Annotated in this window: 25 protein-coding genes and 1 pseudogene; 7 read left to right on the forward strand and 19 right to left on the reverse strand. The window is 61.9% G+C overall.

The features are described from left to right. Positions 1 to 147 precede the first annotated feature (147 nt). The 5 genes and pseudogenes from AC1RGE_RS09190 to AC1RGE_RS09210 form a co-directional block, all read right to left on the reverse strand. Positions 148 to 480, reverse strand: a complete 333-nt coding sequence (locus tag AC1RGE_RS09190) for a hypothetical protein (protein ID WP_492584053.1) — start codon at positions 478 to 480, stop codon at positions 148 to 150. Further along, positions 477 to 789: pseudogene (locus AC1RGE_RS09195) on the reverse strand (MFS transporter). Before AC1RGE_RS09195 ends, AC1RGE_RS09190 begins: the two are co-directional and overlap by 4 nt. Before the next feature lie 843 nt (positions 790 to 1,632). Continuing rightward, positions 1,633 to 2,163 carry a hypothetical protein gene (locus AC1RGE_RS09200; protein ID WP_492584055.1) on the reverse strand — a complete coding sequence of 177 codons (531 nt, stop codon included), beginning with the start codon at positions 2,161 to 2,163 and terminating at the stop codon, positions 1,633 to 1,635. Positions 2,164 to 2,474: 311 nt separating this feature from the next. Continuing rightward, positions 2,475 to 2,987, reverse strand: coding sequence for an acyloxyacyl hydrolase (locus AC1RGE_RS09205; RefSeq protein WP_492584056.1), 513 nt, complete (start codon positions 2,985 to 2,987; stop codon positions 2,475 to 2,477). Between the two features lie 312 nt (positions 2,988 to 3,299). Beyond that, positions 3,300 to 3,488 (reverse strand): hypothetical protein, encoded by a 189-nt coding sequence (locus AC1RGE_RS09210; protein WP_492584057.1) that lies wholly within the window; start codon positions 3,486 to 3,488, stop codon positions 3,300 to 3,302. A gap of 373 nt (positions 3,489 to 3,861) precedes the next feature. On the opposite strand from AC1RGE_RS09210, the gene AC1RGE_RS09215 reads away from it, so the two are divergent. Beyond that, positions 3,862 to 4,710: a hypothetical protein gene (locus AC1RGE_RS09215; RefSeq protein ID WP_492584058.1), complete on the forward strand. Its 849-nt coding sequence runs from the start codon at positions 3,862 to 3,864 to the stop codon at positions 4,708 to 4,710. Positions 4,711 to 4,713: 3 nt separating this feature from the next. Here the strand turns inward: AC1RGE_RS09215 and AC1RGE_RS09220 are convergent, their stop codons facing one another. Beyond that, positions 4,714 to 5,370, reverse strand: a complete 657-nt coding sequence (locus tag AC1RGE_RS09220; RefSeq protein ID WP_492584060.1) for an HD domain-containing protein — start codon at positions 5,368 to 5,370, stop codon at positions 4,714 to 4,716. A gap of 544 nt (positions 5,371 to 5,914) precedes the next feature. Here AC1RGE_RS09220 and AC1RGE_RS09225 point away from each other — a divergent pair. After that, positions 5,915 to 6,115: a hypothetical protein gene (locus tag AC1RGE_RS09225; protein WP_019094218.1), complete on the forward strand. Its 201-nt coding sequence runs from the start codon at positions 5,915 to 5,917 to the stop codon at positions 6,113 to 6,115. 210 nt (positions 6,116 to 6,325) lie between these two features. Beyond that, positions 6,326 to 6,883, forward strand: coding sequence for a UDP-4-amino-4,6-dideoxy-N-acetyl-beta-L-altrosamine N-acetyltransferase (gene pseH, locus AC1RGE_RS09230; protein ID WP_011062091.1), 558 nt, complete (start codon positions 6,326 to 6,328; stop codon positions 6,881 to 6,883). 115 nt (positions 6,884 to 6,998) lie between these two features. Here pseH and AC1RGE_RS09235 read toward each other — a convergent pair whose 3' ends face one another. Further along, positions 6,999 to 7,835 carry a bifunctional allantoicase/(S)-ureidoglycine aminohydrolase gene (locus tag AC1RGE_RS09235; RefSeq protein ID WP_011062092.1) on the reverse strand — a complete coding sequence of 279 codons (837 nt, stop codon included), beginning with the start codon at positions 7,833 to 7,835 and terminating at the stop codon, positions 6,999 to 7,001. Between the two features lie 186 nt (positions 7,836 to 8,021). Further along, positions 8,022 to 8,906, reverse strand: a complete 885-nt coding sequence (locus AC1RGE_RS09240; RefSeq protein ID WP_011062093.1) for a LysR substrate-binding domain-containing protein — start codon at positions 8,904 to 8,906, stop codon at positions 8,022 to 8,024. Between the two features lie 223 nt (positions 8,907 to 9,129). On the opposite strand from AC1RGE_RS09240, the gene AC1RGE_RS09245 reads away from it, so the two are divergent. Then, positions 9,130 to 9,324 (forward strand): hypothetical protein, encoded by a 195-nt coding sequence (locus AC1RGE_RS09245; protein ID WP_011062094.1) that lies wholly within the window; start codon positions 9,130 to 9,132, stop codon positions 9,322 to 9,324. Positions 9,325 to 9,404: 80 nt separating this feature from the next. On the opposite strand, the gene ykgO is transcribed toward AC1RGE_RS09245, so the two are convergent. The 9 genes from ykgO to AC1RGE_RS09290 form a co-directional block, all read right to left on the reverse strand. After that, positions 9,405 to 9,554: a type B 50S ribosomal protein L36 gene (ykgO, locus tag AC1RGE_RS09250; RefSeq protein WP_011062095.1), complete on the reverse strand. Its 150-nt coding sequence runs from the start codon at positions 9,552 to 9,554 to the stop codon at positions 9,405 to 9,407. 186 nt (positions 9,555 to 9,740) lie between these two features. Then, entirely contained in the window at positions 9,741 to 10,955 is a 1,215-nt protein-coding gene (locus AC1RGE_RS09255; RefSeq protein ID WP_492584062.1) for a TPM domain-containing protein, read from the reverse strand. Positions 10,956 to 11,111: 156 nt separating this feature from the next. Beyond that, on the reverse strand, positions 11,112 to 12,518 hold the full coding sequence (locus AC1RGE_RS09260) for an aldehyde dehydrogenase family protein (RefSeq protein ID WP_011062097.1): 1,407 nt from the start codon (positions 12,516 to 12,518) through the stop codon (positions 11,112 to 11,114). A gap of 10 nt (positions 12,519 to 12,528) precedes the next feature. Continuing rightward, a complete protein-coding gene (locus tag AC1RGE_RS09265) occupies positions 12,529 to 13,572 on the reverse strand; it encodes a homoserine dehydrogenase (protein ID WP_220222902.1) in 1,044 nt (347 codons plus the stop codon). Positions 13,573 to 13,947: 375 nt separating this feature from the next. Further along, complete coding sequence (locus AC1RGE_RS09270; RefSeq protein WP_011062099.1) at positions 13,948 to 14,385, reverse strand: Lrp/AsnC family transcriptional regulator; 438 nt, start codon at positions 14,383 to 14,385, stop codon at positions 13,948 to 13,950. A gap of 22 nt (positions 14,386 to 14,407) precedes the next feature. Next, entirely contained in the window at positions 14,408 to 15,784 is a 1,377-nt protein-coding gene (thrC, locus tag AC1RGE_RS09275; RefSeq protein WP_011062100.1) for a threonine synthase, read from the reverse strand. Positions 15,785 to 15,800: 16 nt separating this feature from the next. After that, positions 15,801 to 16,691 (reverse strand): LysR substrate-binding domain-containing protein, encoded by an 891-nt coding sequence (locus tag AC1RGE_RS09280; RefSeq protein WP_011062101.1) that lies wholly within the window; start codon positions 16,689 to 16,691, stop codon positions 15,801 to 15,803. A gap of 41 nt (positions 16,692 to 16,732) precedes the next feature. Next, entirely contained in the window at positions 16,733 to 18,169 is a 1,437-nt protein-coding gene (locus tag AC1RGE_RS09285) for an amino acid permease (RefSeq protein ID WP_019094132.1), read from the reverse strand. 153 nt (positions 18,170 to 18,322) lie between these two features. Continuing rightward, positions 18,323 to 19,597 (reverse strand): cystathionine gamma-synthase family protein, encoded by a 1,275-nt coding sequence (locus tag AC1RGE_RS09290; RefSeq protein WP_492584064.1) that lies wholly within the window; start codon positions 19,595 to 19,597, stop codon positions 18,323 to 18,325. A gap of 239 nt (positions 19,598 to 19,836) precedes the next feature. Here AC1RGE_RS09290 and AC1RGE_RS09295 point away from each other — a divergent pair, with 239 nt between their 5' ends. Then, positions 19,837 to 20,373 carry a DinB family protein gene (locus AC1RGE_RS09295; RefSeq protein ID WP_011062104.1) on the forward strand — a complete coding sequence of 179 codons (537 nt, stop codon included), beginning with the start codon at positions 19,837 to 19,839 and terminating at the stop codon, positions 20,371 to 20,373. Here AC1RGE_RS09295 and AC1RGE_RS09300 read toward each other — a convergent pair whose 3' ends face one another. Beyond that, positions 20,374 to 20,685, reverse strand: a complete 312-nt coding sequence (locus AC1RGE_RS09300; protein ID WP_011062105.1) for a hypothetical protein — start codon at positions 20,683 to 20,685, stop codon at positions 20,374 to 20,376. It lies immediately after the preceding gene. Positions 20,686 to 20,777: 92 nt separating this feature from the next. Here AC1RGE_RS09300 and AC1RGE_RS09305 point away from each other — a divergent pair, with 92 nt between their 5' ends. Both AC1RGE_RS09305 and AC1RGE_RS09310 read left to right on the forward strand, forming a co-directional pair. Next, positions 20,778 to 21,077 carry a YceK/YidQ family lipoprotein gene (locus tag AC1RGE_RS09305; RefSeq protein WP_011062106.1) on the forward strand — a complete coding sequence of 100 codons (300 nt, stop codon included), beginning with the start codon at positions 20,778 to 20,780 and terminating at the stop codon, positions 21,075 to 21,077. Between the two features lie 60 nt (positions 21,078 to 21,137). After that, the gene (locus AC1RGE_RS09310) at positions 21,138 to 21,527 is read left to right on the forward strand and encodes a YceK/YidQ family lipoprotein (protein ID WP_011062107.1); all 390 of its coding nucleotides are present in this window, start codon (positions 21,138 to 21,140) and stop codon (positions 21,525 to 21,527) included. Between the two features lie 27 nt (positions 21,528 to 21,554). On the opposite strand, the gene AC1RGE_RS09315 is transcribed toward AC1RGE_RS09310, so the two are convergent. Then, positions 21,555 to 22,328, reverse strand: a complete 774-nt coding sequence (locus tag AC1RGE_RS09315; RefSeq protein WP_011062108.1) for an EAL domain-containing protein — start codon at positions 22,326 to 22,328, stop codon at positions 21,555 to 21,557. Positions 22,329 to 22,416 lie beyond the last annotated feature (88 nt).

Here is a 22,416-nt window from a genome sequence, read left to right on the forward strand (position 1 = left end):
TGAGTTTCCGGCAACCGAGAGCATAGCCAACAACGACGGCATCACAACATCACGATAATGCGGGTGATCGGGGGGCTTTTCCACCGACTGTCTATTGCGCTCCCCTCGCCACTGATAGAGACATGATTATCTGACTCCCGAGTTGTGTCAGTTCCGACTTCCCTCGCTCTTATCACACGCCGAACAGTGTTCACAGTGCAACGTCCGACACAGCCAGGCCTTCACCCGCTGCCAGTACGTGACCATGAAGACGTGCCGAAGGCCGGCCAGGGCCAGGGAGGCGTACAGAGTCGCCTCTGCAACCGACTGGGACATGATCAGCCGCTCGTTGCGCACCAGGAGCGCGTAACCGCTCAGCGCGATAGTCGCGTAGCTCAACTTTCCAAGCACCCCGTCGCGGACCTTCCCGCTCAAGCAGCACCAGGTCGCCCATAGCGCGATCAGGCCAGCAGACCACGTCGCAACGTGTTCCAGGATCATGTGCCACCTCCCCCGAACTTCGAACGAATGAACGCCCAAAGGTCAGCAGCTTTGATTGCCCGGGTAATGGCGGCGATCAACGAGCCACCGAAGGTGCCGAGCAGAAAACCGATACCGGCAACGCTGCGGGGAAGCGCTAACCAGTCCAGTCAGGTAATGGGCGCAGACAGCACCCGAGAAAATGAAGACGGCCCAGGCCTTTCGGTCCACCAGATCGTCACGGTGCCACCAGCTCGCGGCGAACGCGCCAATCAATCCTGCGGTAAACCACGTATCAAGCCTGTCGAGCAGGCGGTACAGAAACTCCATGCGCTCGACTCCGTGGGGCATGCTTGAATTGGGTCAGCGCCAACCGCCCCCCCCACAAAGATGGTGGGAGGGGACACGCCGAAAACGAAATATCCCGCTTACTTGCGAGACCGTGTATCTGAAAAGGGAAAATTGCACCCCTCGGTAGAAGCGCGACAGATCGAGAAGTAATGCCCTTAAGGGGCTTTACCCGACATAGTCTGAAGTCGATTCAAAAGGCCACTAGCGCCAGGCGTGGGTGAAATTTGCTATCCCTGCAAGAATGACCCATACCCTCTACTTACGCAGCGCAGTGAAAGCATCAAATATGAATTGGTACGACAACCAAATGTGAGGACTACATGAAATGCAAGGCGATCACAAAGTCACAGTGGAGTCACGCGACCGAACGAAGTAACAAGCTATTTAGGGAGGCAGATAAACTTGATTCCATCGCGTTTGATCTACTTGGAGACCTCGCCTCCTCCCCAAAGGCCGCCCAACGGTTTTACGATTCAAAAGAGGCCGCAAACGCGAAATTCGTGGAGGCGCGCGAAGCATGGGCGGAGGCCAAAATCGAGCTGACCGAACCAACCGTAATGCCAAGTAAGAAGAGATCATCTCAATAGAGCCGTATCCCTTGCATCATAACGGCCTCAGCCCTTGTCGAGGCCCGAAATCGAAACGCGCGGTTTTCCACACCTTCTGCCATAGCCCTTCCCAGCATCGACGCCCAGGCATACCGGAGAGGGGCCCTGCGAAGGGCGAAACCCTGACAAGAAAAAGCGCAGCCCAGAAGCAGGGGCCAAATTGGCCTCAAACAAAAAGCCCCGCGTATTCACGGGGCTCTCTGATACCGTCGCCTTAGAAGATGTTATTGAACGTCCAATCCTTCACCTTCCACTCACTCGGCCCCTTGTCCGTGCCGGTGTCGTAGATCAGCTTGCCAGGGCGGGGCTCAGCAGTCGGTGTAAAGCCGAAACGCGCCCACATAGGCACGCCATCTACAGTCACGATGTTGCCGTCATCCTGCAGCTGCAGGTAGGTACGATCTGCCCGCCCTTTCTGCTGTTTGACGGGGATCCAGCTGTTCAGTGCGATCCAGGTGCGGCTGTTCACGCGGTCAACCAGAATTGCCCCACCTTGAATGTAGAAGCAAGTGACCAGATCCTTGTTAGGGCGGCTATCCACATAGGTGTAAGGCACGCTGCTATCTGCCACCCAGATTGGGACGCCGTTATCGTAGAGCCGCAGGTTCCCATCGGCTTCCAGGATCAGCTTGTACTGCTTGCTCGGGGACTCCAGGTACCGCCCTACGAGCATGAAGTTGCGCGGAGGCAGCATTGAGCTGCCATTTTGGGTGAAGGGTACGATTCGAAAGCTGTCACTAGCCATTTTATTCACCTTTGAGTTGAACATTTGGTGCGGAGGATTCCGCTTTCATGTCGCTCAAAGGCGATCGCTCGAGGCTCGTGGCCTTCACAGGATCTAGTAGGTCAAAATCAGCAGAAAGCTCATTCTGGCTTCCTATTCACGTGAGGAGCGGAGTAACTATTTCAGAATAACACTGTACATACAGCCAGTATTAATTCTTAACCTTTACTACCGCGCATCCACATAGCTGCACCCGAACCAAATCGGGCCGGATGGCTGACGCTACAGAAACAAAATACCCGCACAAGGCGGGCATTTTTTGGATTGCTGCTTCAGATTTGATGACTGTAGAACAGCGAGTAAGACTCGATGCCGTCGTTGGGCTGCTTGATGCCAGCGTTGGAGTAGTGAATGGCACGAATGCCGACCTTCTGAGTCTCGCCGATCTTCAGGCCAGCACCGATGCGGTCTTCGAAGTTAAACGCCGAACCGAACTCTTGGTCACCTGCGGAAGTTCCGGAGAACACCGCCACCCCAATACCTGCCTCAACAAATGGTTTCACGTTACCGCTACCAAACTCATAGACGAACACCGGCGCGAAAGACAGCGAGTGCGCGCCACCGGAAGCGTCTCCAGCCTCCCAGTAGGTATAGCCCCCGTCCCAGTAGCCCGTGAGGCGCCCCGTGCTGGACTCAAACCAGCTCTTGTTCCAAGCGAACCCCATACCTACCCGGGCAGTAAGGCCACCTTGGCTAGTGGCGCCAATCGCACCTGACAATTCTGCGGCACTCACACCAAAAGACGCGCAGGAAAACAGTAAAGCACCCAGTAGAATTTTCTTCATTTTATGACCAATAAGTACTGTTTATGAGAGGTGTAAGCAATCACCGAGGGCTAAGAGGCGATGAGCCATCAAATCGTTCAATGAAATTTTCACCTGTCATTTTTAACTTATGTTTTGGCCGCTTCTGCCTATGTGTGGCGCAGATTCACTGATGATTACAGCAAATAAAAAACCCGACTCAGTGGCCGGGTTCAGGGTTCCGTGTGCGTTTCGCGTTACTTGTGCACTATGAGAAAAATACGCGCCCCCACGTCAACATCTTTATGCCGCTCTTTCATCATTCGACGAGTGAATCACCTGCGAGATCAGTTGCTATACTTGAATATCCACTTCCCTGATCACTTCTTTCAGTGATTCCCATAAGATGAGCCAATCACGACTCCAATGCTTAGGCTCGATGATGACACCGAAGAACTCCTTCATCTCGGCGCAGACCCGGGCCGGGCCCCACTCTACTGCGCCATGAGCCTCACCCTTATAAGACTGCAGGGCCAGGGTCATAGATACTGAGCCTTCACACGCTTGGCCGATGTCAGGTCTGGCAGCTCTGCCTTGGCGGTGATCAGCAGCGCCGTATTCAGCGGGTGCTTCATGTTCATCGCCGGGTGATACAGGTAGCCTCCGCAACTCAATCCCCCTCCAAGGCGTTCTGCCTAACAATCACATCCCCACCACTACAGTTCGTTGGCGCAAGTCGCGCCATGCGCAAACCTCGACTACTGTATATACATACAGCAATCAACTCGAATCAGCACCTCACACACTGGAGGCACCGCAACAGCCGATTGTCTGCTTCCCCTCACGCCCCTGGAGCGAGGCAGGAACTCCATACGTATCAAGCGAAACACCACGGCTTTTCAGGAAAAGTGGCGATATGGAGGCGGTCATATGCCTCGGGCCATTTCGGCCCGCACTCAAGCACGCACTTCACTTAAGGATGAGCAGCATGAACGATGATTTGAAGCAGTCAGGCTCTACTACGACCTCGCAGACCACCACATCGCTGGAGCAGGTGAAAACCGGAAGGGTCTTGGATTTCACCTGGGCACCTAACGCCAACACCACGACCACCACCGTATCAGCGGACTTTGTCGACTACCGAGTCGATACAGCCCAAGGCAGCCCTACCGGGGACAGCCACTCCATAGCACGCTTTACCTATGTCCAGGGCAAAGGCGGCGGCCAGATCAGCCAGCTGTTTCTCGAGGAGATGCGTGCCGGTGTACGAGCCAACACCCAGATCGGGCTGATGGTCGGACGCAAATGGGTCATGGACCCCAACGGCGAAGTCTCGGGCAGCATCGGTACCTATGTGGTCGAACAATTCGATGACATGCGCGCCAGTGTCAATTATGTCGGCTCCTTCGCCCGCGTCTTCGCCGACCCCAGGATGGTCAGCTACCACGCTGGGGGCCATGTGCACCCCAATGTCTCGATCACCGGCAGCAGGCCCCTGACCATGGCGGATTCAGGTAAGTCGATCCTGGTCATTAGCGACACCGACGTCACGCTCACGATAGGTGACGATGTGACTGAAGGGTTCAAGGCCACTCTGATCCAGGCTGCGGCCGGCAAGATCAACATCGCGGTATCGAGCAGCCACATGATCTACAGCAACGCAGGGGGCCGCACGCGCACGCTCAATCCCCTGGATGAGCTGGAAGTCAGCACCTTCCCATTCGGCCCGGTGTACCTGGCCTTCCGCGTCAGGCCTACGGCCTGACGATTAATCGGGGGCTCCGATCTCCTCCATGAATCCGTCCAGGAAATCCTTCAGGCGCGCATGCCTGACTGCCGCCAACCGCGCCCCTTCGACCGTCTGAAATCCGGAGGCAAGGGAGAGTAGCTTGGTGTGGAAGTGCTCAATGGTAAAACGCTTGTCTTGATAGGGCCTGCCGATGGCGGTGGGGTTTGTGATGTCGTACAGCGCAGAGCCCATTCGCCCAGCGATGTAGAAACAACGGGCGACTCCGATCATGCCGATGGCGTCCAGGCGGTCGCTGTCCTGAAGGATCCTGGCTTCCAGGGTGAGGGGTTCGACGCCCGCGGAGAAGCTATGAGCCTGGACCGCGTGGGCAACAAGCTCAATACGCGGGGCAGGCCAGCCCATGCGCTGCAGAATAGACGCTGCTTTATTGGCCGAAAGAGTGGATGCCTGCGACCGCAATGGCGAGTTTTTCTCGACGGCCACGCAATCGTGCAAGAGGGTTGCAGCAAGCAACGCCTCCAGGTCTCCACCTTCTTTAGCCTGTAGACGCCGCACATTCATCCAGACCCGATGAATATGAGAAAGATCGTGAGAGCCATCAGTGCTGTCCCCAGGTAGGAAAGCAAGCAAGTCGGACGCCAGGCTCTGGTAAGGAAAAAACGGCTCTTCAAGCATTTAGTGGCTCCATGGAAGTACTGATCCTGCAGCGTCGGCGAAACGACTCGAGCAGATATCTCGGCGCTATAGAGAATCGGCGGCTAAGCAGAGAAGTACTTGAGCCAATAAGCATCCCGGCATTCATTGGTGAAGCTGATGTGAGCAGGGCGGATGATTTTTTCGAGAGGTTGGCGCCCCCCCTCATGGCAGATCCAGCCTTCGACGCAGGCTGCATCGCTGGGAAACCGCCCTGCTCTGCTAGCCGCTTGATGAGTGCCCTGTCATCGTCGGCGGTGACGGTGTCCCCCTGATCGAGCCGGCTTTCCTGACTCGCGTTGTCAAGTAGCGCGGTGCGAGGCGATGCAACTCCCAGGCTTGCACTGACGTAGCTGGCAAGGTGGTCTGAATGAACCATGGACTGTGTCCGCAGGTGGATTGGGACGACTGACAAGCACGCTGACAACGCGCTGGGACTTTACCGATAAGGCGAGCCAATCGACAACCCTGGCCAATGCCACACGCTGTATCCGTTACTCACCTGTAGCAGGAACCTTTTTCCAGAATGGCAATCAGTGCTGCACGCTTTCCGATCAATCATTCAGTGGGCACCGGCATGATCTTGAGAAAAACGGCTCTATACATGGCCTTGGTAATGGCAGGCGTCCTTATCGGCTACAGCATCAAGCCCAGCAATGGGCTCCAGGTAACCGCAGGGCAACTTATAAGCTGCGGCAAGACCACCATTCCAACCATCGAGATGTGAGGGCAGCGCAACAGCGCTCCCTCCCTGATTACACCCAGCCCTCATATAAACCGGCACTGGCCGCCCAGGCCGATCCCACCTCGCTTGAAGCGAACCTCCAGCATCTCCCGACACCTGCAGCAAGCTTGCTGGCCGAATAATCTCTAGTCTGAAAGAATCTTCGCGCCTGAAGATCGCACCTCAGGCTCGCCTCCAATCCAGGACCCTCCCATGCAGCTCATTCCTTTGCTTGCTAGCAGCCCCACCGTTCAAGCCCAAGTGCGCGCGCTGCGCAACCAGCAGGAGGTGCGCAAATACATGTACACCTCCCATGAAATCAGCGAACAGGAGCATGCAAACTGGCTGAGCAGCCTTCAAGGCAACCCGCGTCAGGAGGTGTTTGTCGCGGTCGATGCCGGGCAAGCCTTGGGGGTCGTGTCCCTGAACGCCATCAATGCCCTGCAGAAAACTGCCGACTGGGCGTTCTACCTGGACGCCGAGCTTCAAGGCAAAGGCCTGGGCAGTCTCATGGAGTTCTGGTTGCTCGACTATGCCTTCAATCAAGCTGCTCTGGACAAACTCAACTGCGAGGTGCTCGCAAGCAATACAGCGGTGATCAGGCTGCACCTGAAATTTGGATTCGTACAGGAAGGCCTGCGGCGCCAGAACATTCTGAAAGACGGCGAGCGAATCGACGTAGTGCTGCTAGGCATTACTCGCCAGGAGTGGCAGGACAAGCGTCCGGCCCTTGAAGGTTTGATCGCGCGGCTCGGTCAGCGAGAGTCCTAGGCATAGGCAGCAACCCTGCCCCTCAGACAAAAGAAAACCGGCGAATGATCGCCGGTTCCTGTCACTCGCCGTTCAGCAGTGCGGAGGCCAGAACGGCCCTTGCACTGCCGTCGGATCAATGCGCTGCGTTGAGGGTCAGGCGCATCTGGCGGTTCACATCCTTGTACAGCAGGTAGCGGAAACGACCCGGGCCGCCGGAGTAGCAGGCCTGTGGGCAGAAGGCGCGCAGCCACATGAAGTCACCGGCCTCGACCTCGACCCAATCCTGGTTCAGGCGATACACCGCCTTGCCTTCCAGGACGTACAGGCCGTGCTCCATGACGTGGGTCTCGGCGAACGGAATCACGCCGCCCGGCTCGAAGTTGACGATGTTGACGTGCATGTCATGGCGCATGTCGCTCATGTCGACAAAACGCGTGGTGCTCCAGCGGCCTTCGGTATCGGGCATGACCCGCGGCTCGATGTCCTGCTCGTTGGTGACGAAAGCGTCCGGGTATGGCACGCCATCGACTTTCTGGTAGTGCTTGCGGATCCAGTGGAAACGCGCCTCGGTGCCGCTGGTGTTGCGCAGCTTCCAGTCGGCAGCCGGTGGGATAAAGGCATAGCCGCCGGGTTTGAGGACATGCACCTGGCCTTGCAGGGTCAGGTTGACCTCGCCTTCGACGACGAACAGTACCGCTTCGGCGTTGGGGTCCTGCTCGGGCTTGTCGCTACCGCCATTGGCGCCGACTTCAACGATGTACTGGGAAAAGGTTTCGGCGAAACCCGACAGCGGACGAGCGATGACCCACATGCGCATGTTGTCCCAGTGCGGCAGGTGGCTGGTGACGATGTCGCGCATCACGCCCTTGGGGATCACGGCGTAGGCTTCGGTGAACATTGCGCGGTCGGTGAGCAGTTCGGTCTGTGCCGGGTGCCCGCCGTGAGGCGCGTAATAGGTGGTTTTGGACATGGAGACTCTCCTCATTGTTGTTTTGCTGCCCCGCGCGGCAACGCCGCCAGGGTGAACAAACCTGCGGGTCGACGCGCCAGGGAAGCGGCGCGGACCGCTGCTGGCCACCACGATATCCAGCGTTACGCACATGCACAAATTAAATACTGGAATCCGCCATATTCATTTATCGAATGCCGCGCGACTTCAGCCCTGAGTGTCCTGGGCCAGCACCCGCGACAAGACTCGCGCCAGTTCCTTGACCATGGGATCTGCCGCCGGGCGGTGCAGCAACGCCACCTCGAACACGTCCACCGAGGGTAGCCCGGTGCTTTTGGACAGGACCTGGTGGCCAGCCGTGACCGCACGCAATGGCAGCAGGCCTATGCCCATGCCATCGGCAATGGCCGACTGCAGGCCGCTGAGGCTGGAGCTGGTGAAGCTGATATGCCAGCGCCGGCCCACCGCCTCCAGGGCATTGATCATGGCATCGCGGTACACCCCGCGCGGCGGGAAGGTAACGATAGGCAGCGGGTCGAGATCGATGCAGGGGTTTTTCGCGCTATCCACCCATCGGGTCTTCTCCGGCCAGCAGGCCAGTGCCTCGCGGCTGTTGCGCAGTTGCTTGAGCACCACCAGGTCCAGTTCGCCACGGTCATAACTGGCGTTGAGGTCGCGACTCATGCCGCTGGTGACCTCCAGCTTGACCTGGGGATAGCGCCGGTTGAACGCAGCCAGTTGCTCGGTGGTGCGGCCGGCAGCGAAGTCGTCCGGCACGCCGATACGCACCGTCAGCACCACCGTGGCCCCGGACAGCGCCTCGAACATTTCATCGTTCAGTGCCAGCAGGCGCCGGGCATACCCCAGCAGGGTCTCGCCGGCATCGGTGGGCAACACATCGCGATTGCCGCGCTCAAGCAGGCGCTGCCCGACCATCTCCTCCAGGCGGCGGATCTTCTGGCTGATGGTGGATTGGGTGGAATGCAGGCGAGTGGCGGCCGTGGTGAAACTGCCGCAGTCGGCCACCGTGACAATGGCCCGCAGCAAGTCGAGGTCGAACAGGCGGCTATTGGGTTTCTCAATGTCGCTCATGCTGGTATCTGTTTTCTGAATGCGTTGCGCCTTTCTACCGGGTCTGGCCCGAGGACACAATTGCCCCCGCGGCGCTGAGCAGCCCCGTGCCAAGGCGGCATCCTGCAAGCACGGCAGATATTTTTTCCGGGCCCGCCTGATTGGCAATGTGTACCGACATGTAACGGCGTAGGATGAGGCTCCGGTTCGCTCTATCCCTGACCCTGCTCTGGAGATGCTGAAAATGAAGTTGAACTGCCTCAAGGTGTTGCTGATCGGCGCCACCCTTCTACTGGGCGCCTGCTCCAGTGCGACCACCCACCCCTGCTATTCGGACAAGTGCCGGCTTGGCGGTGGCGTGAGCAATCTGAATCTCAACGGCAACAGCGCATTGGGCAACAGCTTCAACGAGTACGGCTCGACCCTGCTGCACGACTGAAAAACCTGCCCCCCATGCCTGGGTGCTGTCGGGAGTGGCTCGCTCCAGCAGCGCCTTGTCACTCCCGACCGCCCCCGCACTCACCCCTTGTTCCGGTTCTTCGCCCCGCCCTGGCGAGCCTTGAAGCGCGGATTGGATTTGCAGATCACATAGATGCGACCGCGACGCTTGACGATCTGGCAGTCGCGGTGACGATTCTTGGCTTCTTTGAGGGACGACAGGACTTTCATGGCAACGCTTCCTTGGGACTGAAATTAATGTAATAACATATCATATTCACCAATGAGAATTATTATCAACCATCAATTTCCGCCAACCTGACCGCTCAACGATTCTCCGCGCCGCCATCGGCCCGTTGCCCGGCCCCGCAGGCTTGGGAGAGCAGGACGGCTGCGTGATCATTACCGCGCCCAGCCTCACCAACTGCCCGACGCCCCGCCGCCACCACTGGAACCGCCGCCCCCGGAGAAACCGCCACCCGAGCTTGAGCGGCCGCCACTGCTGCTGCCACCGCCACTGCTCCAGCGAAAGCCACTGCCGCCGGCAAACAGTATGAAACTCAGGAAATAGGCGAACGGCACGACCCTCAGCCAACGCTGAGCCGCCTGCCAGGCATCCACACCCAGGCCCATCAGTAGAACCAGCGTCAGCAACACGGCAAAGCGCCATAAAAAGCCCCGGGGGCTCTTGCGCCAGCTGTTGCGCATCATCCAGTACAGCAGCCAATGGCCGCCCAGCACCAGCAGCACCCCCGCCGGCCAGGCCAGGCCGTAAAGGAAAGTCAAACGGCCCAGATACTGGCTGACCAGGGTCAGCAGGCCGATGTACAGCAGCAGCCCCAGCACCCCGTAGAACACCCGCCGCGCCTGCCACAGCCCGGCGAAGGTCGCACCGCCGATCAACATGCACAGCGGCACCAGGAACAACTGCGCCAGCCACTCATGGCCGCCCACGGCTCCCACCAGCACCGCCATCAGCACCACTGCGCCCCCCAGCACCCGGCGCCAGTTCCAGCCGGCGGCCAGCATCACCCCCGCCACCGAGCCGAAAACGAACGCCAGCAGCAAGGCATAGGCTTCGAGCGGCACCGCCTGCCCCGCAGGCTCGGGCAACGAGCCCCCGTCCACCAGCAGGATCAAGTCATCCAGGGCACGGTCGATACCGCCGGCAAAGTCGCCCTGACGAAAGGCCGGGGTCAGGTCCTGGGCGATGATCTGCCCGGCCAGCAGGTCGGTGACCACCGGTTCCAGGCCATAACCGACCTCGATCCGCACCTTGTGGTCGTTCTTCGCCACCAGCAGCAGGATGCCGTCGTCTACCCCCTTGCGCCCCAGCTTCCAGGCGCGAAACAACTGGTTGCTCAGGGCCTCGATGCTCTGCTGGCCCAGGTTGGGCAGCAGCATCACCGCGATCTGCGCGCCGCGGCGCTGCTCCAGCGCCTCCAGCTTGTGCACCATCCGCTCCTGGGTGGCGCTATCCAAGGTCGCGGTCAGGTCGATCACCCGCCGGTCCAGGGGCACCTTCACCAGCCCCGGCGGCGCCTCCTCGGCGTGCACCAGGGCCGGCAACAGCAGCCCGAGAAACAGCGCCAGCCACAGGCCACGCCCTTGTTGCAACCACACCTTGATCATCGGCCCGCTTCCCGCATCGTTCATCCTGAAGCGGCGAACTTTACCACTGCCCGTACCGCGACCGATTCACCGCACCTCACCGCCAGCAAAAAAACACCGGGCAGGTGACCAAACCTGCCCGGTGCCCGGCGACCTGTCGTGTTGCTGCAATCAGCCTCAGCCCAGGCGGTTGAGGCACACCACCTTGGGCTGGGTCATTTCCTCATAGGCGAAACGCACCCCTTCTCGGCCCAGGCTGCCGTACTTGAAGCCGCCAAAGGGCATGGCATCGAAACGGTAATCGGAAGAGTCGTTGATCATCACCCCACCCGCCTCGATCCGCCGCGCAGCGTCCATAGCGATACGCAGGTCATTGGTGAAGATCCCTGCATGCAGGCTGTATTCGGGCTGATTGGCCAAAGCGATGGCCTGATCCAGATCGTCGAACGGTTGCAAGACCACCACTGGCGCAAAGACCTCGTCCTGCCACAGGCGACTGCCGTGGTCGACATTCTCCAGCACCGTGGCGGCGTAACAGGAACCCCGGCGCTGATGCCCACAGAGCAAACGCGCGCCCTGTTGCAGCGCTTCATCCACGACCTTCTGCGCGTTCTGCGCCGCCTGCAGGCTGATCATCGGCCCGATGTCCGTGCTGCTGGCCAGCGGGTCGCCACTGACCTGCTCCCGAGCCAGGCGCACAAAAGCCTCTCGAAACGCCTCATAGATCGAGGCCTGGACCAGCAGGCGCTGGGTGCCGATGCAGTTCTGCCCCGCCGCCCAGAAGGCCCCGGACACGCAGCTTTCCACCGTCGCCGCCAGGTCACAGTCGGCCATCACGATCACCGGCGCATTGCCTCCCAGGTCCATGGCCAGCTTTTTCAACCCGGCGCTGCGGGCGATCTGCTCGCCGGTGACGAAGCCGCCGGTGAACGACACCATGCGCACCTCACGGGCTTCCACCAGGGCCTTGCCCAGGTCCGCACCACCGGTGGCCAGGGTCACCACCGAGGTCGGCAGGCCGGCATCGCGCAAGTAGTCCACCAGCTTGATCGCCGACAGCGGCGCCAGCTCCGAGGGCTTGAGAATCACCCCGTTGCCCCCGGCGATGGCCGGGCCCAGCTTGTGCGCCACCAGGTTCAGCGGATCGTTGTAAGGCGTGATCGCCAGGATCAGCCCCAAGGGCTCGCGCGAAAACCAGCCCTGGCGGTTTTCCGAACCTTCATAGGCATCAAACGGCAGCACCTCGCCGGCATTGCGCTTGGCCTCTTCGGCCGACAGCTTGAGGGTGTTGATGCAGCGCTTGACCTCTTTCTGCGCCTGTTTCAGGGTCTTGCCCGCTTCATCGACGATCAACCGGGCGAAATGTTCGGCGTCGCGCTCGATGTTCAGGGCCGCCCGCTCCAGAATCCGTGCCCGCTGATAGCGCGGCAGCGCCGCGCAGTCGCTGACACCCTGGCGGGCTTGCTGCAACAGGTAGGGCACGGCACAGGCCTCAAGGCGTGGCACTGTCCCGATCAGCCGACCATCGAAGGGGCTGCAGACATCAATCGAATCGGCGGCCAGCGCCAGACGTGACAGGTTCATGGGCATGCTCCTAGCGGGCCAAGCGCGACTGGTGGATGTGAATGATGTCCGAGAGCAAGGCAAAGGCGGTCTCGATGCGCCCAGCGCCCGGCCCGGACACCGTCACCGCGCCCAGCAGTTCGGTGTTGAACGACACCGCGTTGATCGCCCCGCCAATGCCCGCCAGCGGATGGGCCAGGGGCAACAGGCGCGGCTCGACACTGGCTTGCAGCGAGCCATCGGCCAGGCGTTGGGCCGAACCGATCAGCTTCCAGCGCGCGCCCTCGGCACGGGCCTGCTCCAGGTCCTTGACCGTCAGGCCGGAGATACCCCGGCAACTGACATCACTGACGGTCAACTGCGCGTCGAGCAATTCGTTGGCCAGGATCACCACCTTCAAGCGCACGTCAAAGCCTTCGACATCCGCGCTCGGATCGGCCTCGGCATACCCCAGGGCCTGGGCCTCGGCCACCGCTTCGGCAAAGCCCAGGCCGGCCTCCATGCGGGTCAGCACAAAGTTGGAGGTGCCATTGAGAATGCCCTCGAACCCCAGTAGCCCACTGCCGGCCAGGGACTGCTTGGCCATGCGGATCACCGGGGTGCCGCTCATCACCGCGCCTTCGTATTCGAAGGCCGCCAGATTGCGCTGGGCCAGGGCCTTGAGCTCGGCGCTGTGCAGGGCAATGGGGCCCTTGTTGGTGGTCACCACGTGCTTGCCCTGCTCCAGGGCCCAACGGCAGAAGGTACTCGCTGGCTCGCCGTCCACCGGGTTGGTGAAGGTGGCCTCGGCAATGATGTCGGCGCCAGAGTCCTTGATCACCTGTTCGTTGAGCGCCTCCACCTGGCCGCCCGGCAGTTGCGCCAACGCGCCTTTGGTTGCCGGCAGCTTGCTCAGCAGACCGGCGTCCAGTCCCTGGGGAGCGACGATGGAGCCGAGGAACAGATCGCTGATGCCGACGATTTTCAAACTGAAACCCAGCTGTTTTTTCCATGCCTGATTGCGCTCGGCAATCAATTGCGCCAGGGCCCGATTGACCCCGCCGAAGCCCACCAGGGCGATGTTGTATTCAGTCATTTTTGTTGTGTTCCATCCGGGTTGAGAAGCTGATGGACACAAGGTTAGGGGGCTGGCCCGGGCAGTGAAATATGCCGTTTTGCTGTATTTGCTGAGCATTTTGCCCAGCGCCCGTGACCACTGCCGAAGGCTGCGCTCACAGGCGCTGGCTACGCAAAACCCGCAACCAAGACTGCCCCTGTAGCCGCTGCCGAAAGCTGCACCCGGCTCCGCAGGAGACGCTAACCCTGGCGGTGCGGTCCAACAGGACACCACACAGGGTTCCATTCATCGCAACATGCTGATTGACCGCGCAGGAAGGTCCTTCGGCCCTTTTCGCAGCCTCGCCAAAGGCTCGGCAGCGGCTACAGGAGGCTAGAAGATCCGGCTCTGCGCTCAGGCCACAGAGGACAAGACAAAGGACGTCACGGTGTTTTCCACCCCGGGCAAGGCGGCGATGTCATTCCACACCCGGTGCACCCGCTCTACGCTGGCGGCGCTGACCCGCACCAGCACATCGAACTCGCCGCTGAGCACTTCGCACTGGATAATCTCCGGCATCGCGCGCAGCGCCTGCAATACATCGGCCCCGCGCATGCGGTCGTAGCGGTAGACGAAGATCAGCGCATTGATCCGGGTATCCGCCCCGCGCCCTTCGCCCAGGCGAATGGTGTAGCCCTGGATCGCTCCGTCGCGCTCCAGGCGTTCGATGCGCTGGCGCACCGCGTTGCGCGACAGGTTGACCTTGGCCGCCAGCTCGGCATGAGCCGCCCGGGCATTGCGGGTCAGCTCGGCGATGATGCATTCGTCCAGTGGATCCAGGATCCGCTTCATGAAGCCTCCTTCGCGGTGCCCATCACAGTGCCTTCAGGCAGTGCAGTACGGCGGCAAAATCATCCGCTGCCAGTGCCTGCCACTGCGCCGTGGAAGGCGCCGCGAGTGGCTGCGGTGCCAGCCCGGGAATACCCAGCGAGCCCAGCAACCGAGCCGACTTGGCCGGCGCGATCTCCCCCAGGGTGACCATGGGCGCCACCAGGCTGCGGCGGTACAGGCGCGCCGCCAGGACACCGATGGCAGCATGGGGGTCGATGATGTAGCCGGTGTCCCGATAGAGGCTGCTGATCTCCTTGCCGGTCTCTTCATCGCTCACCGAGTAGGAGTCGATGATCATCCGCGCCTGCAGCCAGAACTCGTTGCCCAGGGTCATCTCGCCACTGCCTTCAAAGCGCTGCATCAGGCCCGCCACCGCATGCGGGTCCTGGCCATAGAGCTCCCAGACAAAGCGCTCCAGGTTGGCGAACAGCGACAGGTCCATGGCCGGCGACAGGCTCTGGCTGGCCTCGGCGCGACAATAGCGGTTCTTCAGGAACAGCTGGTGCAGGGCGTCGTTGCGGTTGGTGGCGACAATCATCTGGGTGATGGGCAGGCCCATCTTCTGCACGATATAGCCGGCATAGACCTCGGCGAAGCTGGCCGCCGGCACGCTGAAACCGATGGGCCGCTGGCCGCCCCCCAGTTGCAGCACGGCATGGAAATACAGCACCAGCTGGGCCATGACCCCGACCCAATTGCTGGAGTTGAAGCCGATCACCTCGCGCTCGGCCAGGGGCCATTGGCGCAGCAGGCGGGCCACCAGGGTCTGGCAGTCGTCGAAGCTGCCCTGCACGGCAAAGCGCCACAGCCCGGGGTTGTGTGCCGCCTGCAACTGCTGCCCTTGCTGCTCGGGCACGCCGTGCTGCGGATAGAACACCAGCACCTGGGTCTGCGGGCAGTCCTTGAAGGCGTCGATAGCCGCCAGCGCGGTATCGCCGTTGCTGGCCCCCACCAGCACCCCGTGGCGCTGCCGGCGCTGGAGGAAATAGCCCACCAGTTGCGCCTGCAACCGCGCGGCAAAATCCTTGGCCGAGCCTGTGGGCCCATGGAACAGTTCCAGCACCCATTCATTGCGGTCGATCTGTCGCAGGGGCGCCACCGCGCGGTGGCCAAAGCCGCTGTAGGCGCGGCTGAGCAAGGCCTTGAAGTCCGCCTCGGGCAGGCAGTCGCCCACAAAGGGGCTGAGCACCCGGAAGGCCAGTTCGGGGTAATCCAGGGTCGACCAATTGGCGATCTCCTGGGGGCTGAAGCGTGGCAGCTCGGCAGGCACGTACAGCCCGCCATCGGCGGCCACGCCGGATAACACCACGCTTTCGAAATCCACCTGCTCGGCGGTACTGCGGGTACTCACATAACGCATGTTTGGCTCCGGCCAGTCATTTATGGCGATGGGCCTGCTCCACCAGCCAGGTGGAAAATTCCAGCGCATCGGGGTGTGGATCGGCCCCGGCGCCACGCACCAGGTAAAAGGATTCGCTGGCCTCGATGCGCTGACTGAAAGGCTCCAGCAAGCGCCCGTCGGCGAGCATCTGGTCGACCATGGAGGAACGGGCCAGGGCCACGCCCAGGCCCAGTTCGGCCATGCGCAAGGTGGAAATCAGGGTATCGAACTGCATCCCCCGGGACGAATCCACTTGCTCGGCGCCGGCCCGCTGCAGCCAGTAGCCCCAGCCCTCTTCGTAGCCCAGCACATGCAGCAGCGGGTGCCGGGCCAGGTCCGCCGGCACCTCTAGCGGCGCCTTGTCCAGCAAGGCCGGGGCGCACACCGGGAACAGCGTGTCCCAAGTCAGGCGCTGGGCCACCAGCCCCGGCCAGTGGCCGTGGCCCCAACGAATTTCCAGGTCGTCTTCGCCGTCCAGTTCCTTGACCCAGATATTGCTGATGTAGCGGATATCCACCAGCGGGTGCCTGTGCTGAAAATCCGCCAGCTTGGGCGCCAGCCAGTGGACGAAAAACGCCAGGCTGCCGCGCACCTTGATCGGCCGGCGCTTGTGCTGGCCGAAAATTTCGTTGGTGCCCACCGCCAACCGGGTGATCGCGTCCTGCACCACCGGCAGGTAGGAGCGGCCCTCCTCAGTCAGGTCCAGACCGCGGGGCAGGCGCTTGAACAGCGCCACCCCGAGGTGGCTTTCCAGCTGGCGGATCTGTTGGCTGACCGCGCCCTGGGTGAGGAACAGTTCCTCGGCGGCGTGGGTGAAGTTAAGGCAACGGGCGGACACCTCGAAGGCGCGCAGCCAGTTCAGCGGGGGCAAGCTTTTCTGCTTCATGGCCTGGCTCTCATGGACACCCTGGGCGCCGGGCGCACCCGTCAACCCTGCAGGGCATCGGAGGGCCGAGCCAGGGCTGCCAGGGACAGGCGCCGCTGGCGGCTACTGCGGGTAATGTAATACACCAGATAGCACCAGGCGATGAAGGGCAGGCCGAAGTACAGGGCCACGCGCTGCTCGGGGTCGAAACCGATGCCGACACAGGCCAGGGCGCAGCACAACAGCGCCCCCAACGGCACCCAGGGGTAGCCACGAACACGGAATTTCAAGTCGCGCACGTCACCGCCGTTGGCCACGAAGTGCCGGCGAAAGGCGATCTGGCTGGCGGCGATGCTCATCCACACCACCACCACCGCCAGCCCGGAAATCGACACCAGGGCCAGGTAGATGGTGTCCGGGGCGAACACGCTGCTGAGCAGCGAGGCGGCGCCACCGGCCATGCTCACGATGATCGCGTTGAGCGGCGTGCCCATGCGGGTCAGGGCCGAGAACTGCTTGGGCAGGTGCCCCTGGTCGCTCAGGGTCCAGAGCATCCGCGAGGCGGCGTACAGCCCGGAGTTGGCGGCGGACAGCAACGCGCTGATGATCACAAAGTTCATGATGTCGGCCGAGTACGGAATGCCGATGTAGGTGAACACCGTGACGAACGGGCTTTCCACCAGGCCGGCCTGATCCCGGGGCAATAGGGTGGCGAGGACGAAGATGGTGCCGACGAAGAAGATCGCCAGGCGCAGCACCGTGGTGCGGATCGCCCGTGGCACATTGCGTTGCGGGTCACGGGTTTCGCCAGCGGCGATGCCGATCAGTTCGGTGCCGGAGAAAGCGAAGGCCACCGCCAGTAGGGTCATGGCGATCGGCATGAAGCCGGTGGGGAATAGCCCCTCACGGGTGAAGTTGCTCAGGCCGATGCTGTGGGCCTGGTCGATGTGCAGAAGACCGAGAATCGCCCCGCCGCCCACCACCAGGAATGCCAGCACGGTGATCACCTTGACCAGCGACAGCCAGAACTCGGTCTCGGCGAACAGCCGCACCGACACCACGTTGGACAAGAACACCACCATGGCGAACAGCGCGCTCCAGATCCACACCGGGGTCTCGGGGAACCAGCGGGCCATGAGGATCCCGGCGGCGGTGAATTCCGAGCCGATGGCCACGGTCCAGGTCAGCCAGTACAGCCAGGCCACGGTGTAGCCGGTGCCGGGGCCGAGAAAGCGCGTGGCGTAGGTGCTGAAGGAGCCGGTCTCGGGCATCTGCACCGCCAGCTCGCCGAGGCACATCATCACCAGGTACACCATCAGCGCGCCGATGATGTAGGCGATCACCGCGCCCAGCGGGCCGGCCTGGTTCACCGTGTAGCCGGAGGTAAGGAACAACCCGGTGCCTATCACCCCGCCCAGGGCGAGCATGACAATGTGCCGGGTCTGCATTTCTTGCTTGAAGCCGCCGCGCAAGTCGGTCTGTTGTTCTTGTAGGGACATGATGGTTCTCATGAAAGTTGTCAGGGCAAGTCTCAATTTCTGCGACTGTGGAAATGGGCAGAAAACAAATCGGATGCCACCAGGTTTTTATTGTTATTCCTCTTCATGAAGCCCCCACTGGCTGCCTTGCTGTGGGGGTGTTGCGCGCTCTTTTCAGTGGGCGACCTCGGCCCGCGGGTCCTGGGATGGGATGGCGCCAGGCGCCGCATTCTGCTTGAGGGATTGGCGCAGCCAGGCGAAGGCCTGCTGCAGGTCGGCCAGCAGGTCATCGGTGTCTTCGATGCCCACCGAAATCCGCACCAGGCCTTCGGAAATGCCTAGGGCCTGGCGCTCTTCCAGGGTGTTCTCCACATGGCTGGTAGTACGCGCCGGGCCGTAGATGGTTTCCACCGCCCCCAGGTTGCCGGCGCAGTGGGCATAGTGCAGGCGTGGCAACAGCTGCTTGACGCTGTCCATGCCACCCACCAGGACAAAGCTGACGATGGCGCCGAAACCGCGCATCTGCGCACAGGCCACGGCGTGGTTCGGGTGGTTGGGCAGGCCCGGGTAGTTCACGGCTTCCACCAACGGCTCGTTGAGCAGGAACTGCGCCAGCTGCGCGGCGCTGTGCTGTTGCTGGCGCATGCGCAGCGCCAGGGTCTTGATCCCGCGAATGATCAGGTAGGCCGAGAACGGATCGAGGCTGGCACCGTTGATTTCCCGGTAGTGACGCACCTGGCTCATCAGCGCTTCGCTGCCGCAGGCCACGCCACCAAGCACATCGCCGTGACCGCTGAGGAACTTGGTAGCGCTGTGGATCACCACATCCACGCCCAGCGCCAGGGGGTTCTGATTCAGCGGCGTAGCGAAGGTGTTGTCCGCCACCACCAGGGCGCCGACCTGTTTCGCCGCGGCGACCAGACGCTGGATATCGACGATCTTCAGGGTCGGGTTGGTCGGCGTCTCCAGGTACAGCAGGTCGCAGCCCTTGGCGATCTCGGCCTCGATCTGCTGCTGGTCGAAGGTTTCGCAGAGGGTCACGGCCACGCCCATGCGCGGCAGGAATTCCTCGAAGATCTTGTTGGTACCACCGTAGCTGTCCTTGGTCGACACCACCCGCTGGCCGTGGCGCAGGAAGCTGTAGAGCACGCCGCTGATGGCTGCCATGCCGCTGCTGAAGGCCACCGCCGATTCGGCGTTTTCCAGGTCCTGCAGCTTGGCTTCCAGGGTTTGCACCGTGGGGTTGCTCATGCGGCTGTAGATAAAGCCCGGGGCCTTGCCCAGGGCCACGTCGTACCACTGGTCGATGTCGTCGTAGCCATAGGCGGCGCTGGCGACAATCGGGGGTTGCGTGGCGTTGTAGGGATGACGGACTTGCTCTCCGCCCCAGACCACCCGGGTAGCGGTTCCGGGGTTTTCCAGCTCTGTGCGTTCAGGTTTTTTATTCATTGCAACGGCTCACCATAAAGGGTGCGCGGCCTGTTGCCGCGCTGGATCTGGTGGCCAATATAGAGAAAAGCCCAAGCCCCGAGAAACGATGTTATCGGGGCCAAAGGGGCGGTTTTTTTAATGGCTGCACAGCCCTGCAAACGGCCTGCGCACGAGGCTTTTGTGACGCCTCTTGCATTGCGGCACCGGGGCTTGCGAAGCTGCTGCGCGCCAGCCCGCAAACCCCGAAAGGAACCGCAATGAACCGCACCGAGCACCTGTGCCTGATGGCTCGCTACAACCAGTGGATGAACAGCAAGCTGTACAGCGCCGCCATGGGCCTGTCCGATGCGCAACTGGCTCTGGACCGGCAGGCCTTTTTCGGCTCGATCCTCGGCACCCTCAATCATTTGCTGGCCGGCGACACCATCTGGCTCAAGCGCTTTGCCCAGCACCCGGCGCGGTTTGCGGCCCTGGCGCCGCTGCAGCAGGTGGCCCTGCCACAGGACCTCAAGACCCTGCTGTTCCCAAACCTGGGCGGGCTCTGGCAGCAGCGTCAGTGGCTGGACCAGTTGATCCTCGATTTCAGCCAGTCCCTGAGCGACGCCGACCTGGACAGCAGCCTGCATTACGCCAACACCCGGGGCGTGGTCGCCGAGCGCGATTTCTATAGCCTGCTGGTGCATTTCTTCAACCACCAGACCCACCACCGCGGCCAGGCCAGCACCCTGCTGACCCAGGCCGGGGTGGATATCGGCGATACCGACCTGCTTATGCTGATACCCAGCGATATCTGATCAGGCTTGAGCCCAACGGGCGCACAACAGGGGCAGGCCGCGCTCGTGCCAGAAGCCCATGGAAATCCCGCCGCTGGACATGCCGCCATGGGCAAAGGCCTCGACGAAGAAGTGCCCTACCGAGCTCCAGGCCCTGCCGGTCAGTTGCTCGAAGGCCTGGACGATCAGGGCTTCCAACTGCTGCGCCGTGGCCGGCCAGGGCGTGTGGGCCAGATGCGTGGCCATGGCTCGCCACAAATAGGGGTCACCCCGCAGCCCCCAGGACAGCGGTTCCTCGGCGAACAGCCGTGCGACGCTGCGCTCTCCCTCCATCGAACCCTCCCGGCACTGCGCCCAGTATTTATTCAGCGCCCAATCTAGCGTCTGCATCGGGCTTCTGCGACCATGCGCGCGGAAAAACCCGCTTGCTAAGGAATGGCGCCATCAAAGCCCTCAATGCTCTGTTCGTTGTGTCCCTGCTGTCCCTGGTGGGCTGCGGCACCCTGATCGCCCGCACCCCCAATTCCCATACCAGCTACGACTACTACAAAGGCACCCAGGCCAATATCGAACTGCTGACCATGCGCGGAGCCAGCGGCTACGACGGCTACGTCACGCTGTTCTGCTGGATGAGCATTGTCTGCCCGGTGGTGGCCATCGTCAGCCTGCCGGTGGACGCCGTGGCCGACACCGCGCTGCTGCCCTATGACGCGATGAATCACTGAATCGCGCCCCCTGCCAATGGCCTGAATGGAAGAGCGATCATCCGAATCATCAATTACCTGTTGCTGCTCAACACCCTGCTGCTGTCCGGCTGCGGCACCTACATGACTCGCGGCAATGCCCTGGACTTTCGCGACGACCGCTACTACCGCAGCGTCAAGACCAACGCCCAAGTGCTCACCGGCTATGACATGGGCTACGCACGCATGATCACCGGCGGCTGCTGGGTGATGGTGGTGTGCCCGATCCTGATGATCGCCAGCCTGCCCCTGGACGCGGCGCTCGACACCGTGCTGCTGCCCTACGACGCGCTCCAGCCGGAGCGGCCCAAGCGCAACATGCACGTGGATATGAAGGAGATTCCCGAGCAAGACCTGCAGGCATTGCCCATCAGTGCCGAGGTGCAAGACCCGACGGCCCACACCCCGCCCATCACCCCGCAGGCTGATTGAACCCCTTCAGGCGGGCATGCACCCGGGCTACGCCTGATCCGGCGTGCACAGCTGGGGCACCCGCTGCGCCAGGCGGCAACGTCGCCCCAGGCGATCCACCTGGGGGCGGCCGAACAGGTAGCCCTGCCCCCACTCGCCACCACAGGCCGTGGCCAGGCCCTGGTCGGTGGCAGTCTCCACCCCTTCGATGATCACGCAGGGCGCCAGGGTCTTGCACAGTTGCACCAGGTGGCTGAGGGTCTGGGCGCTGTTGAGTTCGCTGCGGGCGCGCTGGATGTAGCCCTTGTCGATCTTGACGATATCCGGCCGGGTCTGGCGGATGAACTCCAGGGTGCCCAGGCCCGCGCCGAAATCGTCGATGGCCACCCGGCAGCCCAGTTCGCGCAGGCACAGGACAAACTCGCTGGCCGCCTCGATGCTCGGTGGCGTGGCGCTTTCGGTGATCTCGATGACCAGCCGCGCGGCCACGCCGGGAAAGTCCCGCAACTGCTGGACAATGGGGTACCAGAATGAATCGATGATCGCGCTCTGGGCCGAGATATTGCACCCCAGGCGCAGGCGTTCGTCCCGTTGCAGGCTGTCGATCACACAGAGCACCACGCTGCGGTCCAGCTCGCGCATCACCTGGTGTTTCTCCAGTAGCGCCAGGGGGTAGACATCCCCGCCCTGGGCATCGACATGGCGCAGCAACCCTTCGTGGTAGAGCACCCGGCTGCTGTCGGGCAGCCACACCACCGGCTGGAATGCCAGCATCAAATGGCCCTCGGCCAATTCACGATAAAAGTCTTTGATGCTTTGCATGACAGATCCATAGGCAAGCCAACGACGCACCCTCGAACGTGGCACGACGAGCCCGCCGCCGCACTCGCCCAAGGGTCCCTGCCCAACC

The sequence above is a fragment of the Pseudomonas sp. GW823-FHT02C05 genome (assembly GCF_058797595.1).